Annotated in this window: 15 protein-coding genes and 1 riboswitch; of the genes, 9 read left to right on the forward strand and 6 right to left on the reverse strand. The window is 38.0% G+C overall.

Features of this window, described 5'->3' with window-relative positions:
- The first annotated feature begins 177 nt into the window (after window positions 1–177).
- From QSJ81_RS00080 to QSJ81_RS00090, 3 genes are all read left to right on the forward strand, one after another.
- Window positions 178–651, forward strand: a complete 474-nt coding sequence (locus QSJ81_RS00080) for a MarR family transcriptional regulator (protein ID WP_285715375.1) — start codon at window positions 178–180, stop codon at window positions 649–651.
- A gap of 386 nt (window positions 652–1,037) precedes the next feature.
- Window positions 1,038–2,276, forward strand: coding sequence for an MFS transporter (locus QSJ81_RS00085; protein ID WP_285715376.1), 1,239 nt, complete (start codon window positions 1,038–1,040; stop codon window positions 2,274–2,276).
- 16 nt (window positions 2,277–2,292) lie between these two features.
- Window positions 2,293–2,880, forward strand: a complete 588-nt coding sequence (locus QSJ81_RS00090) for a flavodoxin family protein (RefSeq protein WP_285715377.1) — start codon at window positions 2,293–2,295, stop codon at window positions 2,878–2,880.
- A 252-nt stretch (window positions 2,881–3,132) separates the two neighbouring features.
- On the opposite strand, the gene QSJ81_RS00095 is transcribed toward QSJ81_RS00090, so the two are convergent.
- The 5 genes from QSJ81_RS00095 to QSJ81_RS00115 form a co-directional block, all read right to left on the reverse strand.
- Window positions 3,133–3,702 (reverse strand): hypothetical protein, encoded by a 570-nt coding sequence (locus tag QSJ81_RS00095; RefSeq protein ID WP_285715378.1) that lies wholly within the window; start codon window positions 3,700–3,702, stop codon window positions 3,133–3,135.
- A 279-nt stretch (window positions 3,703–3,981) separates the two neighbouring features.
- Window positions 3,982–5,307, reverse strand: coding sequence for a prolyl oligopeptidase family serine peptidase (locus QSJ81_RS00100; protein ID WP_285715379.1), 1,326 nt, complete (start codon window positions 5,305–5,307; stop codon window positions 3,982–3,984).
- Between the two features lie 325 nt (window positions 5,308–5,632).
- The gene (locus QSJ81_RS00105) at window positions 5,633–6,262 is read right to left on the reverse strand and encodes a class I SAM-dependent methyltransferase (RefSeq protein WP_285715380.1); all 630 of its coding nucleotides are present in this window, start codon (window positions 6,260–6,262) and stop codon (window positions 5,633–5,635) included.
- Between the two features lie 303 nt (window positions 6,263–6,565).
- Window positions 6,566–6,979 (reverse strand): RrF2 family transcriptional regulator, encoded by a 414-nt coding sequence (locus QSJ81_RS00110; RefSeq protein WP_285715381.1) that lies wholly within the window; start codon window positions 6,977–6,979, stop codon window positions 6,566–6,568.
- Between the two features lie 436 nt (window positions 6,980–7,415).
- Complete coding sequence (locus QSJ81_RS00115; protein ID WP_285715382.1) at window positions 7,416–7,904, reverse strand: VOC family protein; 489 nt, start codon at window positions 7,902–7,904, stop codon at window positions 7,416–7,418.
- A 161-nt stretch (window positions 7,905–8,065) separates the two neighbouring features.
- Here QSJ81_RS00115 and QSJ81_RS00120 point away from each other — a divergent pair, with 161 nt between their 5' ends.
- The 5 genes from QSJ81_RS00120 (at window position 8,066) to QSJ81_RS00140 (ending at window position 12,942) form a co-directional block, all read left to right on the forward strand.
- On the forward strand, window positions 8,066–8,401 hold the full coding sequence (locus QSJ81_RS00120; protein ID WP_285715383.1) for a winged helix-turn-helix transcriptional regulator: 336 nt from the start codon (window positions 8,066–8,068) through the stop codon (window positions 8,399–8,401).
- A 269-nt stretch (window positions 8,402–8,670) separates the two neighbouring features.
- A complete protein-coding gene (locus tag QSJ81_RS00125; protein ID WP_285715384.1) occupies window positions 8,671–9,138 on the forward strand; it encodes an Lrp/AsnC family transcriptional regulator in 468 nt (155 codons plus the stop codon).
- 21 nt (window positions 9,139–9,159) lie between these two features.
- The gene (locus QSJ81_RS00130) at window positions 9,160–10,524 is read left to right on the forward strand and encodes an amino acid permease (RefSeq protein ID WP_285715385.1); all 1,365 of its coding nucleotides are present in this window, start codon (window positions 9,160–9,162) and stop codon (window positions 10,522–10,524) included.
- Between the two features lie 584 nt (window positions 10,525–11,108).
- Window positions 11,109–12,503 carry a dipeptidase PepV gene (gene pepV, locus QSJ81_RS00135; RefSeq protein WP_285715386.1) on the forward strand — a complete coding sequence of 465 codons (1,395 nt, stop codon included), beginning with the start codon at window positions 11,109–11,111 and terminating at the stop codon, window positions 12,501–12,503.
- A gap of 265 nt (window positions 12,504–12,768) precedes the next feature.
- Window positions 12,769–12,942, forward strand: a complete 174-nt coding sequence (locus QSJ81_RS00140) for a hypothetical protein (protein ID WP_285715387.1) — start codon at window positions 12,769–12,771, stop codon at window positions 12,940–12,942.
- Between the two features lie 139 nt (window positions 12,943–13,081).
- Here the strand turns inward: QSJ81_RS00140 and ytaF are convergent, their stop codons facing one another.
- Window positions 13,082–13,717, reverse strand: a complete 636-nt coding sequence (ytaF, locus tag QSJ81_RS00145) for a sporulation membrane protein YtaF (RefSeq protein WP_285715388.1) — start codon at window positions 13,715–13,717, stop codon at window positions 13,082–13,084.
- A gap of 151 nt (window positions 13,718–13,868) precedes the next feature.
- Between ytaF and QSJ81_RS00150 the strand changes: the two genes are divergently transcribed.
- A complete protein-coding gene (locus QSJ81_RS00150) occupies window positions 13,869–14,912 on the forward strand; it encodes an LCP family protein (RefSeq protein ID WP_285715389.1) in 1,044 nt (347 codons plus the stop codon).
- A 127-nt stretch (window positions 14,913–15,039) separates the two neighbouring features.
- Window positions 15,040–15,223, forward strand: a riboswitch (M-box (ykoK) riboswitch).
- Window positions 15,224–15,363 lie beyond the last annotated feature (140 nt).

A 15,363-nucleotide genomic window follows, 5' to 3' on the forward strand; every position in this document is an offset into this window, starting at 1 on the left:
TTAAATCATTTCGCTGTTATACCTGATACGGAGAGCTGTATTATCTTCCCATATTTGATATACGTACTTTTCCAATATGATGACGAAAGGGAACGTCCCCAGTATCCTATTTCGTTGAAATAGAAACAAAAATTTAATATAATATTGTTAATGCACCAACGGGCGGGAGGACAGGCCATGAACAAAGAAGAACAGGTCATGATGCGTTTCAGGGACTTACACAACAAGATGGTTTGGCTTAATAAGCTTAAGATGGAAGACAGTCTTAAGGGTTATAAGCCTTCTGAAGTGCATTGCATCGAATACATTGGAAGAAATGTAGATTCCAACGTGACAAAACTTGCGGAGCCCTTTTATATGACTAGGGGGGCCATAAGTAAAATGACCAAGAAGCTCATAAAAAAGGGTGTCATTGAAAGCTATCAGAAGCCGGATAATAAGAAAGAAATTTATTTCAGGCTTACTGAACAAGGGCAAGAAATTTACAAAGTCCATGAGGAGTTGCACAAAGAGTTTCAAGAGCGGGATAGAGCTGTATTTGAGCAGGTAACCAAGGAACAATTTGACAGTATGCTTAGCTTCGTGGAAAAGTATAATAGGCATTTGGATGCAGAAATCAAGAAACAGGGTTTAGATATTAAGTCGGAATAAACTAGACTTGATTCAGATGGTGTGTTAAACTCCATCTGAATCTTAGTCGACGTTATCCAGGGACTTAGCCGCTCTTTATTCACCGCCTATAGATAAGTGAGCCTTGGGTTTGCAAGAACCCTTAGCGCGAACTTATTTCGAATTTACAGACTGTTCCCTTTTTGTAAGAAAAGGGATTATAGGCTGTTAATGAGATGCGGAAGTATTAGAGCGGGTTAGTCATCGGATAAATTTGAATAATGAAAATGAAACCACAGGCAGCCCAACTCTATTGAGAACGGGCTGCATTTTTATTGCAGTCGTTTTGTTGACAAAGAAACAAAACGATGATAAGATGATTTTTGTTGACAAAGAAACAAAAATCATCTTTTGAGAGGAAAATTTAAATGTTCAAATTTAGATCACAAAATGTACAGAACACAGAACAAACCGTAGATAAAAAGGCTTTACTATTCGGTCTTATGTTTGTGTTTCTTTGCGGAATAGGCTTCGGTATCATAACACCTGTCGTCCCATTCTTAGTACAGCCTTATACAAGCAATCCGGGAGATCAAGCGATAGTTGTTACGCTGCTGACCTCTGCTTATGCAGTCTGCGTGTTTTTTTCGGCCCCCGGACTTGGAGCTTTGAGCGACAGATATGGCCGTCGTCCAGTACTCTTAGTATGTCTTTTGGGGTCCGCAATCGGGTACTTAGTTTTTGGCATAGGAGGAGCTCTATGGGTACTATTTGCTGGGCGCATAATAGAAGGTATAGCAGGCGGGAGCATAAGCACAATCTTGGCATATTTTGCAGACATCACTCCTCCAGAACAGAGAACGAAATACTTTGGATGGGTGAGTGCGGCTTCAGGTGTAGGCTTCGTCATTGGCCCAACTCTAGGCGGATTACTTGCCAAGTTTGGTTATTCTGTACCCATGTATTTTGGAGCAATCATAACTTTATTGAATGTTGTTTATGGATTCTTTTTTATGCCTGAGAGCCTTAACAAGAATAATAGACTGAAAGAAATTGCCTTTGTAAGACTGAATCCATTTACACAACTTGTAAACGTACTTTCCATGAAAAACTTAAAAAGGCTGCTTGTCGCAGCGTTCTTACTTTGGATGCCCAACGGATCTTTACAGGCGGTTCTTTCACAATTTACAATAGATACTTTCAGTTGGGAACCTGCACAAATCGGACTTGTGTTTTCAATTATTGGCTTCCAAGACATCATTTCACAAGGTTTTATAATGCCAAAGCTTTTGATAAAACTTAGCGATAAACAGATAGCAATTCTTGGAATGGTTTCCGAGATTATAGGCTACAGTCTTATTGCAGCATCGGCTTTGTTCTCATTTTATCCTCTTTTTATCGCTGGAATGTTTATATTTGGTTTTGGTGATTCGCTCATTGGGCCTTCATTCAATGGGATGCTCTCCAAGTCTGTCGATTCTAGTGAACAAGGAAGGATTCAAGGAGGTAGCCAATCCATTCAGGCTTTAGCAAGAATCATTGGGCCTATCATTGGAGGTCAAATCTATGTATCACTTGGTCATGCCGCACCTGCCTTTATGGGTATGATCCTTATAGCAGTGGCAATACCAATTTTGTATAAGGGTACGCATGTAAATAAGTGCTAAGGAGGAAAGAGGAAAGATGAAAATCATCGGATTTACCGCAAGTCCACGGAAGGAAGGCAATACTGCCTGGACAGTTAATAAAATTCTCGAAGGTGCGAAAGAACAGGGCGCCGAAACTCAATCCTGGTATTTCAGCGATCTTGATATCAAACCGTGCAAGAGTTGTTATGGCTGCAAAAGGGGCGATCGGGGTTGTATAATCAACGACGACATGCAAAAACTTTATGACGCGATTGAGCATGCCGATGCCCTTGTTCTCGGCTCGCCGGTTTACATGGGGCAGATGAGTGCCCAAGCGAAGATATTCACCGACAGGTTGTTTGCGCGATTTTCTCCGCGATTCTCTCCGTATTTCAAAGAAGAAAATGCCGCGAAGAAAAAGTTGATTCTTGTGTTCACTCAGGGTAATCCTGATTCGGGCATGTTCCAGTTGTATTTTGATTATACGAAAAAAATGTTTGAGTTGCTGGAATTTGATGTTAAAGAGGTACAAGTCGTTGCCGGTATGCGAAATGAACCGGCGTATGAAAGAAAAGATCTGCACACTGCCATGAAGGATATCGGTTCATCGTTGGTTTCGGGGAGCAATCGGGGGCAGGCTTGACTTATGTCAAAATTGAGTTGTTTTGCTCACGATGTTGCATTAAATCAAATTATTAATAGCTCAAGCCTGACCCCAGTTTTTGCGAGCAACTCAAAAGAACCGTCCCTGTGAGTTGCTGAATTTATTATTTTTTCCTGATGAATTAGCTATTAGGTTTTGCATAATACCACTTGAATAGGACATTAATCTTTTCATGGTCTGCTTGGAAGTCAGATCATAAATCATGGTGGAAAGGGATGAATACTGTTAGCCTCAGATCTCATTTCCGCTAGTTTCTTGTCCAAGTTCAACAGTATAGGCGGGGCCGATATTTAATAAAGTGTTTTGGGCATTTATAGATGTAATATTATTGTCGTTGTTACTACTAGGCTGATTTGCCTGCACCTGTTGGAGGGCAGTTTGGATTGTTTGCAATTGTTGTTGAAGTTGCTGAACTTGCTTTGTATTTGCACTTGCATCATCTGCGCTTTGCAGTTTTGCAATTTCAGATGAAATGATTTGCTTCTGATGCATTAAAACTGTGGGATCATTCGAAGTCGTCACTATATTATTCAGATCACTTTTTTCTTTTGAGGTTCTATTAATTATTTTTTGTTGGTTATTTACAGATTCTGATAATTTTTGGGATGCTGTATCTTCTTGAGATTTTGCATCAGCTAAATTTTCCTTTTCTGCAGCGATATTGCCACGACCTATATCTGCTTTTATTTCTTCTTTTATAGTACTAGCTTTGTTATGAAAGTGTCTTTTCATATTGTAATTCATATTAACTTGCGATTGCAAAAAATTTGATTGAAGTAAGTCAGACGTAAAGCCGCTCATTTTATTAATTCCCCCTCGATATAAGCTTTACTTATAATATCGAAATAAATCCATTTTTACTTAAATTTCCCAATTCTTTTTAAATTAATTGTGTATAGGATATAAAATAGTTATTTCCTGACGTCATCCTTATGATAAATCATGTCAATTGCTCCCCAAAAGTACAGTATCAGAGGGAGCAATTGGGATCAGGTTTGTGAGTAACTCAAAAGAACCGTCCCTTTGAGTTTTTTAGACTGAAAGGTCAGCGGATAAAATTCGCTGATCTTTCAGTCTGTATTATCGCCCTCCCGCCAGGGCTTGAGTAGATAACCATTTCATAATTGATGTTTCCTTACCATTAATTATGGCTGAGCATTGATTGGTGTATACGTAAATCCATGACCAATGCCCGTCATATTCATAGGGGGCTCCGTTGGCTTTTTTGTATAACCCTGTAGTATCCAGTACATTTTCAAATAATGATAAATGCACATTTGGGGCGCCTGCCTTGATTAAGCGATCATAAGTCGGTAATACGTAAGCGGCAGGAGGTACTGTTTTATCTGTTTTGGCAGCCGTAAACCAAATGGGGACATTTTTCATTTTTTGTATATCTGCTTCTGTAAGTAGTGCATCTTTGAGTGCTTCGCAGGTTGGAAATGCCGCCGCAAAATACTCTGGATAATCGCGGATCAGCAGCATTGTCATATATCCGCCATTTGAATCCCCGCCGATATAGATTCTGTTTGTATCAATGCCTTGGTGATTCGCAACATATTCTTTAATTAATGCCATGAGGGCTTTCTCGTATTTTGATGTTCCATCGCCAAACCCTGTAAAACCGTCCATCCAAAAAGTAGGCGTTTGCGGTACTAATACGTACGCTCCAGCAAAATAAGCCTGCATTTCTTTTGTGGCAAAAGCTGATGCCTTATTGCCAGCAATCGGAATCGTAGGATCTGTTCCGCCTTCGCCCATACCATGCAACCAGATAAGTAAGGGTTGCTTCTTCTTATCGATTGTTGGTGTATAACTTGCGTAGGTCAAAGTAACATTGTCATAGGATGCCTTGCCAGTAGTAAAATCATCTACAAGCTTCCGATTGTCCCCAGTATATGTAGTTACAACCAATCCTGAAATGGATCCTAAACTAGTCCTGATATCTTGCTGCTGACTAATCGTGTAGTTACAGGTAATCCAATCATTTTGCATCGTCACGACACTAAAGTTAAGAGGTGATGCCAAGGAGACCGTTGGTCCCACTTCCATTTCAAGAACTACGTACTGCCCCTGGAGTGCGGAATTCCCATCCTTATCAGCAACATAGGCCTTGGTAATCGTACGATCTCCTTCCTCTTCTCCCAGTAATTTGGTGTTTTCCCGAGTCTCCTTTCTTGCTACATGCACTTTAAAAGTGTCCCTTGTCACGGAGTTCTGTTCAACATTCTGACCCAAATCAATTATGATTTTCGATACAGCAGCTCCCCAATCATAGATTTCTGTAACCGTTTGATACGACGGCACCTGTGGGTTTGAATTCTTAGCAAACACATTCGTACTCGAATAAACGATCATAGCCGTTGCTAACAAACCAGCTAATAAAAATTTACCTCGTTTTTTCATGACTTTTTACCTCCTTATAGTTCTGAGCTTTTAATCCGCTATTTTATACTACAATTCCTTTAGGAATATGAAAATCCTGCCAAATGAAGAGGATGTCATTTTCTCTAGGGGAGAATTGGGGGCAGGCTTGTTTAGCAATTGAATTATTTGGCTCATGTAAGATCATGAGAAAATGATGCAATTTTTACTATACGTCAAGTCTGACCCGATTGTTTATGGTGGGTTGGGTTGACTTATGTCAAAATGTCCTCAATCCTTGTGTATGCAGGGATTGAGGACATTTCTAATTTTACTTTTTGCCAATAAAGATGTATTTACGATATCTTTATAGTTCTTTTTTACATTTTACAATTATAAATTTCACTGGAGGTTTATTTTCAAAGTTCTTATTTGACTCATCAATTTCTTCAAATTCTATCAATCCATATTTTCCAAATTCTCGTTTTACTGAATCAGAATCATAAAAGAACATTTTTACGCCTTCCATTATCTCAAATCGGTCTTTACTCAGTTGTTTGCCCTTTCCAAACATTGGAGCTTTTTTTGAAACAGTGGTAAAAATCATATATCCGTTTGGTTTTAACTGATTATAACAATCTTTAATAAATTTATTCCTCTCACGATTATTCAATAAGTGAATAAGTGCATAGGAAAAAATACCGTCATAAAGTTTGTTATCAAAAGGCATGTCAGTTACTGAACCATGATAGATACTAATCCCAATCCCATTTTGTCTTGCCAAATCAATCGCTGTTCCTGAAATCTCAATACCTGTTACATTAATTCCGTTCTCAATAAAAGCCTTTGCATTTCTGCCGTATCCAATACCTGGTATCAATATATCCTTAACTTTCTTTTCAAGGAAAAAGTCCTTTGTCAAGATTGTAGAGTCTGAAGGTTCAAATCCCCACATCGTTTGTTTTTCTATAAAACTTGATTCCCAGAATTCTGTCATATCTCTATCTCCTTTATGTTTTATTTTAATTAGAATATTGACTTGCTTGCGGCTAGCATAAATTTACGTAATGTTTACACGTCTAAACTCCAATAAATAAAGGATTTCCGAAACCAGTTCGTATATAAATACAGTCAACAGCACCGCGGGAACTGAGTATTGGACTAGTAATTTTCCAATCGGTTTCTTTTTAAGTTCTTCAATTTTGTTCATTTGTATCCCTTCATAAAATACATTATAGACATTTAATATCTATGATTAGAATGCAAAATCCTATTGAATAATCAATCAAATACTGATTGATTATTCCGTACCGATTCTACAAGTTGATTTGCTCTGGGCTACTTCATAAAGCTTTTTATCCTGCAGATACGTCTCCATGATATTTTCTGCTTCTGCCATTGCTTTATGTATCAAACACTTGCTTTCTGTTTGGAAACTACAATCAAATAATGATCCAGTTCCTTCGGTTGCCTTAATAACATCCATAAAGGAAATGTCCTTAATCTTTTTGCGCAAGGCGTAGCCGCCTTTCACACCTGAAGTTGATTCAATTAAATCCGCCTTAACCAACTGCGTTAAAATTTTTGAAAGATAGGTAACGGAAACATTGAAGTGATCCGCCAGTGTCTGTACACTCAGTTTCTCATTTTGAGCATGTTCAATCATGTATACAATGGTATGCAGAGCATAGTTTGTTGCTTTTGTATATTTCAAATGAAAACCTCCATAAAAGATATTGTAGACTTTCTTTATCGATGATTATATGAATAACAGATGATTTTGTCAATCCAATAATTTGATTTATATTTTGAAATACTTTAACGATCTCCATGGTAAACTTAGCGGATTTTGTTATGCACAATCCAGTAATACAAGGAATTTACGATGAAAAGACGATTTTATTGACACAAAATGGGTAGATTTACAAGTTCTCGGATCGCGTATCGTGCTCCTGTTCAGATGGAAAAAACTCTCTGTTTGATCCGATACGGAGAACCGTATCATTTGTAATAGCGAAAGAACTCCTACCAAATCTTTCTAGAAATTTGGCAGGAGTTCTTTGTGTTTATAAGAAATATTACAAAGATAGAGTGAGGATAGTAGATTTTAATTATTGGATTGACTCATTGCACTTGTCCCCTTGCTTTTTCTAAGGTACAATTTTTTCAGGAATGGGGAACTTATAATTGTTTGGGATATCCCAAATTTCAACGCACGTGCCAATTTTTTTCTTGGTGTCCATATAGGCAAACCGAATCTCTCCCCACTGACCTTGCATGACAGGGACTACACCCAGTTGATAAAATTGAGATATCGCTTCATCAAAGCTGCCAGTATATTCACAGGCTATGTGATGAAGACCTTCACCATGGAGTTCTAAGAAATCATGGTAAATGCTCGGACCTGTCAACGGTTCAATTAACTCATATTGCATGCCATCCTTTGACATCGCGACTGCCTGGCGTAGGGAAAACTGACCATGATTTCCATGGTAACGCAAGTGTTTTAAAGAAGGTGGGGCGAGTGTATATACTTCCCAATTTGTTAATCCGAACATTTGCCGATAGCGCTCTATTCCTGCTTCAAGATTGTTAACAACGAAGGCAAGTTGTATCACTTTGGTTATAGGGCTTATCATCTATCTCAATACCTCCTAATGAATTGAAAATGTACATTTTCTTAAGGGTTGTAACCATACTAGTATGATACAATGATACTATAACTTGGAGTGGCAAACTAGTACGCACTTATGTGTATCCTAGTACCTCTATTCATAGTGGGCGGAGGGAAGACGAAAAGATGCTAAGATTGTATAACCATAAATTTAAATGCGAGATGGAATTAACAGTGTATCTGATAAGCGGTAAATGGAAGATTCCAATTCTCTGGAACTTGAAAGAAGGAACCATGCGTTTTGCTGAAATTAAACGGCAGTTAGGTTCTGTAACACCCAAAATGCTTACGCAGCAGCTGCGTGAATTAGAAGAGGCTAATCTTGTAAAAAGGCTAGTGTACGCAGAAATTCCACCGAGAGTTGAATACTCACTGACAGAGGATGCTATAAGTATCCTTCCAATACTAAAACAATTATCCCAATGGGGAACTAACTATTATCATAAACATAAGGTAGAATAAGAAAATGTTGAACCGCACCTAGCCTCAGAATGTTGAGTGTAGAGGCGGTTTTTGCACTCGATATAATGGAAGAGATCTTCCAAGAAAATCATTGATGGGAAACAGCTATTTGTCTAATGATAGGCAAATAGCTGTTTTTTGTGTGCCGTGGGGAGATGTGGTGTATAATTGTATTTAAAAACATTGACAAGACGACATAAAATGTTGCAATATATACAAATGACCTCATAATATTTTTGTTTTTAAAAATAAAGGAGAATTATATTATAATGACATTCGATAACTACGACAAAGCAATTCTTAGAGAGTTGCAAAAAGATTCTTCAATATCCAATTTAGATTTATCAAAAATGATTGGTTTGTCTACCTCAGCGTGTCTAACAAGGACAAAAAATCTAAAAGAACTAGGTGTTATCAAGCAGTTCACAACGATTGTTGATGAAAAAAAACTTGGAATGGAAACTATTGCTTTTATTATGGTGGTTTTGTCTCCGCTGACGAGAGAAACAGTTGATTTTTTCTTGGAGCAGATCAATAAAATTCCACAGGTTCTTGAATGTTATGCGATTACTGGTAATCGAGACTATCTTTTAAAAATTGTTGCAAAGGATATGCCTACTTACAAAGATTTTGTAATCGATTTACTTATGGCGATACCTGGAGTAAGTCGGGTGGAAGCTAACATTGTAATAAGTACGGAAAAAAGAACATTGTCAATACCAATTGACGAAGATTAATTTTGTAAGAGGGGGAGAACTATGGGTAGCAATAATACGAATCAACATGTGCAACGTGGACTTAAGAATCGTCATATCCAAATGATCGCGTTGGGGGGAGCCATCGGTACAGGATTGTTCTACGGTTCTGCTACAGTAGTAAAAATGGCCGGACCAGCGATTACTTTATCTTATTTAATCGGTGGCGCAATTATATTTTTTATTATGCGAGCATTGGGAGAAATGGCTGTCGATCATCCAGTGTCAGGCTCATTCAGTGAATATGCTTATCAATATTGGGGCGAACTTCCGGGATTCATTGCTGGCTGGAACTATTGGTTTAATTATGTAGTTGTTGGTATGGCTGAATTATCAGTGGTAGGCGTTTATATTAATTATTGGTTTCCGGATATTCCAACATGGGTTTCAGCACTGATATGCTTGGTGGGCGTTACATTAATTAATATGATAAATGTAAAAGTTTATGGCGAGTTTGAATTTTGGTTTGCCATTATCAAGGTAATAGCAATCATTGGCATGATTGTTTTTGGTATAGGGATGATTGTTTTTGGTGTTGGTAATGGTGGACAACCTATTGGGATCAGTAACTTATGGACACATGGAGGATTTTTACCAAATGGCATACAGGGAGTGGTGATGTCACTGGTTTTAGTCATGTTTTCATTTGGTGGTGTAGAGCTTGTAGGAATTACTGCTGGTGAAGCTGAGAATCCTGAAAAAACCATCCCACAAGCAATTAATCAAGTTGTATGGAGAATTTTACTATTTTATATAGGAGCTATGGGAGTGATTTTGGCAATATTCCCGTGGATTGAAATGGAGTCAACGGGGAGTCCTTTCGTACAGATATTTTCTCATGTAGGTATTTCGTCGGCAGCTAATTTGTTGAATTTTGTAGTTCTTACGGCAGCTTTATCAGCATATAATAGTGCTTTATATAGTAACGGAAGAATGTTATACGGTTTGGCCGAACAAGGAAATGCTCCGAAAATCTTTGGTAAATTAAATTCAGCAGGTACACCAGTAAATGCAGTATTGGTTTCTACAGTGTTTACATTAATTGTAGTGTTATTAAGTTATTTAAACCCAGAGAAAGTATTCTTATATTTAATGTCATTGGCGACTATTTCGATTATTATTAATTGGGCGATTATTTTAATTGTACAGTTAAAATCTCGCAAACATAAAGAACAGGCCAATAAACACATATTGTTTAAAATGCCGTTATACCCTATTGCATCTTATATCGGCTTAGCTTTTTTAGCAGCTGTTGTTGTTATTATGGCCTTCATGCCTGACATGCGTTTCTCTTTGTATATTGCACCTGTTTGGTTGCTATGTTTGTATATCGGTTACAAAATTAAAACAACAGCCCAAAGTAAATAGCTGTGGTTATAAAAGGATGGTAAGTAGAAACTTATCATTTATAATGACGAAAGAAGCCACTGCCGAAATTGAAATGCACCCTAGTTCAGGAAGATAAAATAAAACCACCATATGTAGGATTACTTGAATTAAGCAGACTGGCGCCGTTTTTCAAACGGTGTCAGTTTTGTTTTGAGGTTATATCGTTCAGAGCAATGTATGCATTGCTCAACAACTTCCCTTGCTTCATCAATGGTTATGAATTGAATCCAAAGTTGCCAAAAACGCACAATATCAGGGTAAGTAGGATACGTCTACCCTTTTTAGGGAATAATAGCAACTTCATTCAATATATTAGAACCAATAATAATTAAAAGAACAGAAGGCTGTTTTTAAAGCAGTACGCCTTTATGGATCACTCGAAAGGTAATTATGAAATTCCTCTCAGCTATCAAATGATAAAAATAATGATGTAATTCTCTGCAATGACGAAGAAGTATACTCTATAAGGACAATGTGATGAAATGTAGTAAATAAAAAGAGGATTTACAAATTTTGTATTGAAAGTAAATAGTAAGAATATTAAAAATGTACAGGAGGATTATATGGAGAAGGTTTTTTCTAATTTGGATGCTAGTAAGGCCGACCTAGTTAAAGCAATTCAGACAGCAATTGGATTTCACAGTGTGAAAGGAGATCCACAGCCAGGTGCGCCATTCGGAAAAGAGACTAAAGATGCGCTGGACTTTGCATTGGCTGAAGCTAAAAAACTTGGGTTTACTGTAAAGGATCTTGACGGATATTGTGGTTATGCTGAGTATGGCGTGGGGGAAGAATATGTTGCGGTACTTGGACATTTAGATATTGTACCTCTTGGTAAGGGCTGGACTTCTCCACCTCTTGAGGGGAAAATTGTGAACAATTGTATCGTAGGACGTGGGGCGATCGATGATAAAGGACCGATTTTTGCTGCTTTATATGCCTTGGCAGCCATTAAGGATGCGGGTATAACGCTAAAACATCGCATTCGAGTAATCTTTGGCTGTGATGAAGAAGTAGGTATGACGGATATGGAGCATTATTTGAAACATGAACCAGCACCATGCTTTGGTTTTACTCCTGATTCTACTTTCCCGGTAACCTATGGAGAAAAGGGACATGTCAATATTTTTCTCTCCGCAGTGCTTGGGGAACAACCAGCAACTAATGTGATTGTAAGCATCGGCGGTGGCGATACGATGAACGTCGTACCAGATTATGCAGAAGCTACCGTAAGAGTAACCGATCCTAGTGCTTTCATAGCATTAGCCCAGAGATATACTCAACGGGAAAAATGTCAGCTGACTGCCGAAGGCGGCAATGAAAATGAAGTGGTGATAAAAGTAAAAGGCAGACCTGCTCATGCTATGGAACCAGCAATGGGTGATAATGCTGTTAGCCGTCTGTGCGCTTTTTTAGTTGAATGTCAATTGTGCGGAACCCTTGCAGAGTTTGTTGGCAAAATCAATACACTCCTAGGGCGGGAATGTGATGGGCAGTCTTTAGGTATTGCGTGTAGCGATGAAGTATCCGGTGGTCTGACCTTGAATTTTTCACGAATTATATGTAAGAATGGCAATGTGGAAGTTGGCTGTGATATCCGTGTACCAGTGACTGTCAACCCAGAAACGATAGCGGAAAAAATAAAAGGGGCTACCGCTGCTTTAGGATTAAAACTGGTGATACCCGAAATTACCCAGCCTCTATATTATCCAAAAGACAGCTTTTTGGTCACGACATTGACTGAGATTTTTTGTCGGCAGTTTGGCAAAGACGTAGCACCTATGACTACAGGTGGCGGTACTTATGCAAAAACAATGCCTAATACTGTGGCGTTTGGTATGGCCTTTCCTGGAGGCATTTCAAAAGGGGAACATGAGGCTGACGAAAAACTTGATTTAGATGAATTGACGCTAGCGACAAAAATACTTGCAGAAGCCATGATAAAACTAGCGCAATAATAAGTGAAAAAACTACCCCCTCTTGCAGAATTTCAGCTATGAAATGGACAAGAGGGGGTAGTTTTATATGAAAATAAACTTTAGGAGAAACCATAAGAAATCTTCAAGATACTGACTGCTAAAGAAACTAAAACAGGGCAATACTATAACAGGCAGAGCTACTTGTTATCGATTGAACCTACCTCAGTACTGCTACAAGATTGAGGAAGAAATCGTACAAGCACTGCAACAGGCAGCTGTAGCAAATGAATAGGAGGCCGTTAGTATGCTTATTGAAGTTGGTTCAAAGGTATCTCTCTATATTAATACCTGTCATAACGGAACGATAACTAATATAGATGGGTCTAAGGTTTTTGTAAGGTTCGATGATAAACCAGATCAGGAAGAATCGTATTCTATGAATGAATTTCTGAAGATGTTGAAGGTAACTGAAGAATAAAACTAAGGTACTCTGTAAAAGGTGCCTTTATACTTTGATATGTTTTCATTGTCAATTTAGCTTTTTGACCCTTTGAATATTCTATGGAATCTCCTAAAAAATCTTTGGTGATTTTTAGGATAAAATATGACCTCCATAGTTAGCCTAATAGCTGATGGACCCCTATTACCATCAATAATGTTCCCGAAATTACAGTAGCGTATTTACCAATTTGTTCTGCAGCATATTTTTTACCAAAGTAATATCCTGTAATAATTGTAATAAAGCTGAATATACCGACTAACGTTGCCTCTATTAGAGACGATATATCAACCGTGCCTGCAGCGAAGCCACCTGCTAATGCGTTTATAGAAAGAGCAACACCCAAAATCACTGCTTCCCAATATCCAACACTGCGAGAGTTATCAATATCAGCCCGTTCTGGATAACTTAATATTTCGGTGGGACCGATATAAAATCTTTCTCCACATAGTTGTAAATCCAGTATAGGTTGATTACTTTTTATTGCTGTAAGAATAGGCTGAATAAAAACCCACACTCCTACACTAAAAAGAAGAAGTGCTCCTATAACATTTGCAGTCTGTGGACTGAGATAGAAACTGATCACCTTTCCTATTTCAGCTGATAGCCATGTAGCGGCAAATGATATGAAAGCAATGATAAGATTAGCCATATGAGAAATCTTGATTTTTTGAATTCCATAAGCGATGCCGACTCCTAGGTTATCGAGATTTGCTGCTATGGCTATTGCTAGACTTAAAAGAAGACTGTTCATAGCATTCCTCCTTTTACTTTATACATATATACTGTATGTTTCGCCTGTCAAATAGGTAACTAATTTGTTGATATTTCGTTGATATTCTGTTATTATGTAATGAGGCTTCCGAAGACGGGAGCCTTTTTTTATAGAGAGGATGGTGTACATTATGGCACCAGAATTAGAAAAGCGTGTAGCAAGAAAAAGAGCTTATCGGAAAAGATGGATAGTAGCAATTGCAGTTCTTATATTCATGATAATATCGATTGTTGCGGCAGTATCTTTTAAGAATACTAGTTCTTCAACTTCAGCTGACTCTCCAATCGCTGTTGTTGAAAAAGCAAAGCAAGCCATAGGCTTACCTGCTCATAAGAAAATAAATATCTTGCTTTTAGGAATTGATGAACGTAAAAATGATATTGGACGTTCCAATGTAACCTGTGTAGTGACGGTAGATACAGATACTAAGAATCTCTCCATGCTTTGGGTACCGAGAGATAGTAGAGTAGCGATTCCGGATCATGGTTGGAATAAGATTGGTCATGCTTATGCATATGGTGGACCAAAATTATCAGAGCAGACAGTAGCAAATTTGTTGGGTGTACCGATTGATTACTATGTGGCAATAAATATGGATGGCTTTAAGAAAGTGATTGATGCCTTAGGTGGAGTTGACATTAATGTGGACAAGCGTATGTATTATTATGACCCTTACGATGAGGGAGAGGTAGATAACGACGGTCTTATTGACCTTAAACCTGGTATGCAGCATATGGATGGCAATGTTGCACTGCAATATGTACGGTTTCGACATGATGAGATGGGTGATATCGGAAGAATTGAACGCCAACAAAAATTTGCAAAGGCTTTATTAGCGGATGTGATCACCCCGTCAGTAATTCCTAAGGTACCAAATGTTATTAAGGAAGCCAATACTGTATTTAAGACAGATATGCCGGTAAGCGAAATGTTGAATTTAGCTACTATCATGAACGATGTTTATAAACAGGGGTTAAAAACAGAAATGGCACCTGGTAAACCTGTGTATATCGATGATCTCAGTTACTGGCTGCCTGATATTACGGCGACTCGCAAACAAGTTGCTCAAATTCAAGGACTGGCCGTAGATGACAAATATTTGGCAAGTGCTCGAAATTTGACTACTGAATATGAAAAATCTCTTTTAAAAAGTAAAGTTATCGATGCGCCTTAACTAGTAATAACAGTATTAATTTGTCTTTTAAATTTAAATATCGATAGAAATTATTAAAGTGAAAAATGGCCACTCTTGTTGAGTGGCCATTTTGTTATTATTAGAGGTGAAAATAGTAAGTAAGAAGAGGTATATGTGTTAAGTGAATAATTATGATGTATAAAATACATTGTATATTACTGCCCGGAAACGTCGAGAGACGCCAATGGATATAACAGGTATTACCGGATTAAGGTTTTACATAATGTGGCTGGGTTTAAAGTATTTCTCTACGTTATGCAGTGCTAAAACTTGAACGGCTAGAAGGTTTGACTAAGTTCTTTTTGTTTAGACCTTCTATGAGGAAGGTCTTTTATTATTGGGAGGGGGTGGTAAAGATGGATTCGGATAGTAGTATACCGCATATAATACTGAAGATACCGGTACTTGACACGATCTATGATTTAGCGAA

Source organism: Pelosinus sp. IPA-1, assembly GCF_030269905.1.
Classification (GTDB): Bacteria; Bacillota; Negativicutes; order DSM-13327; family DSM-13327; genus Pelosinus.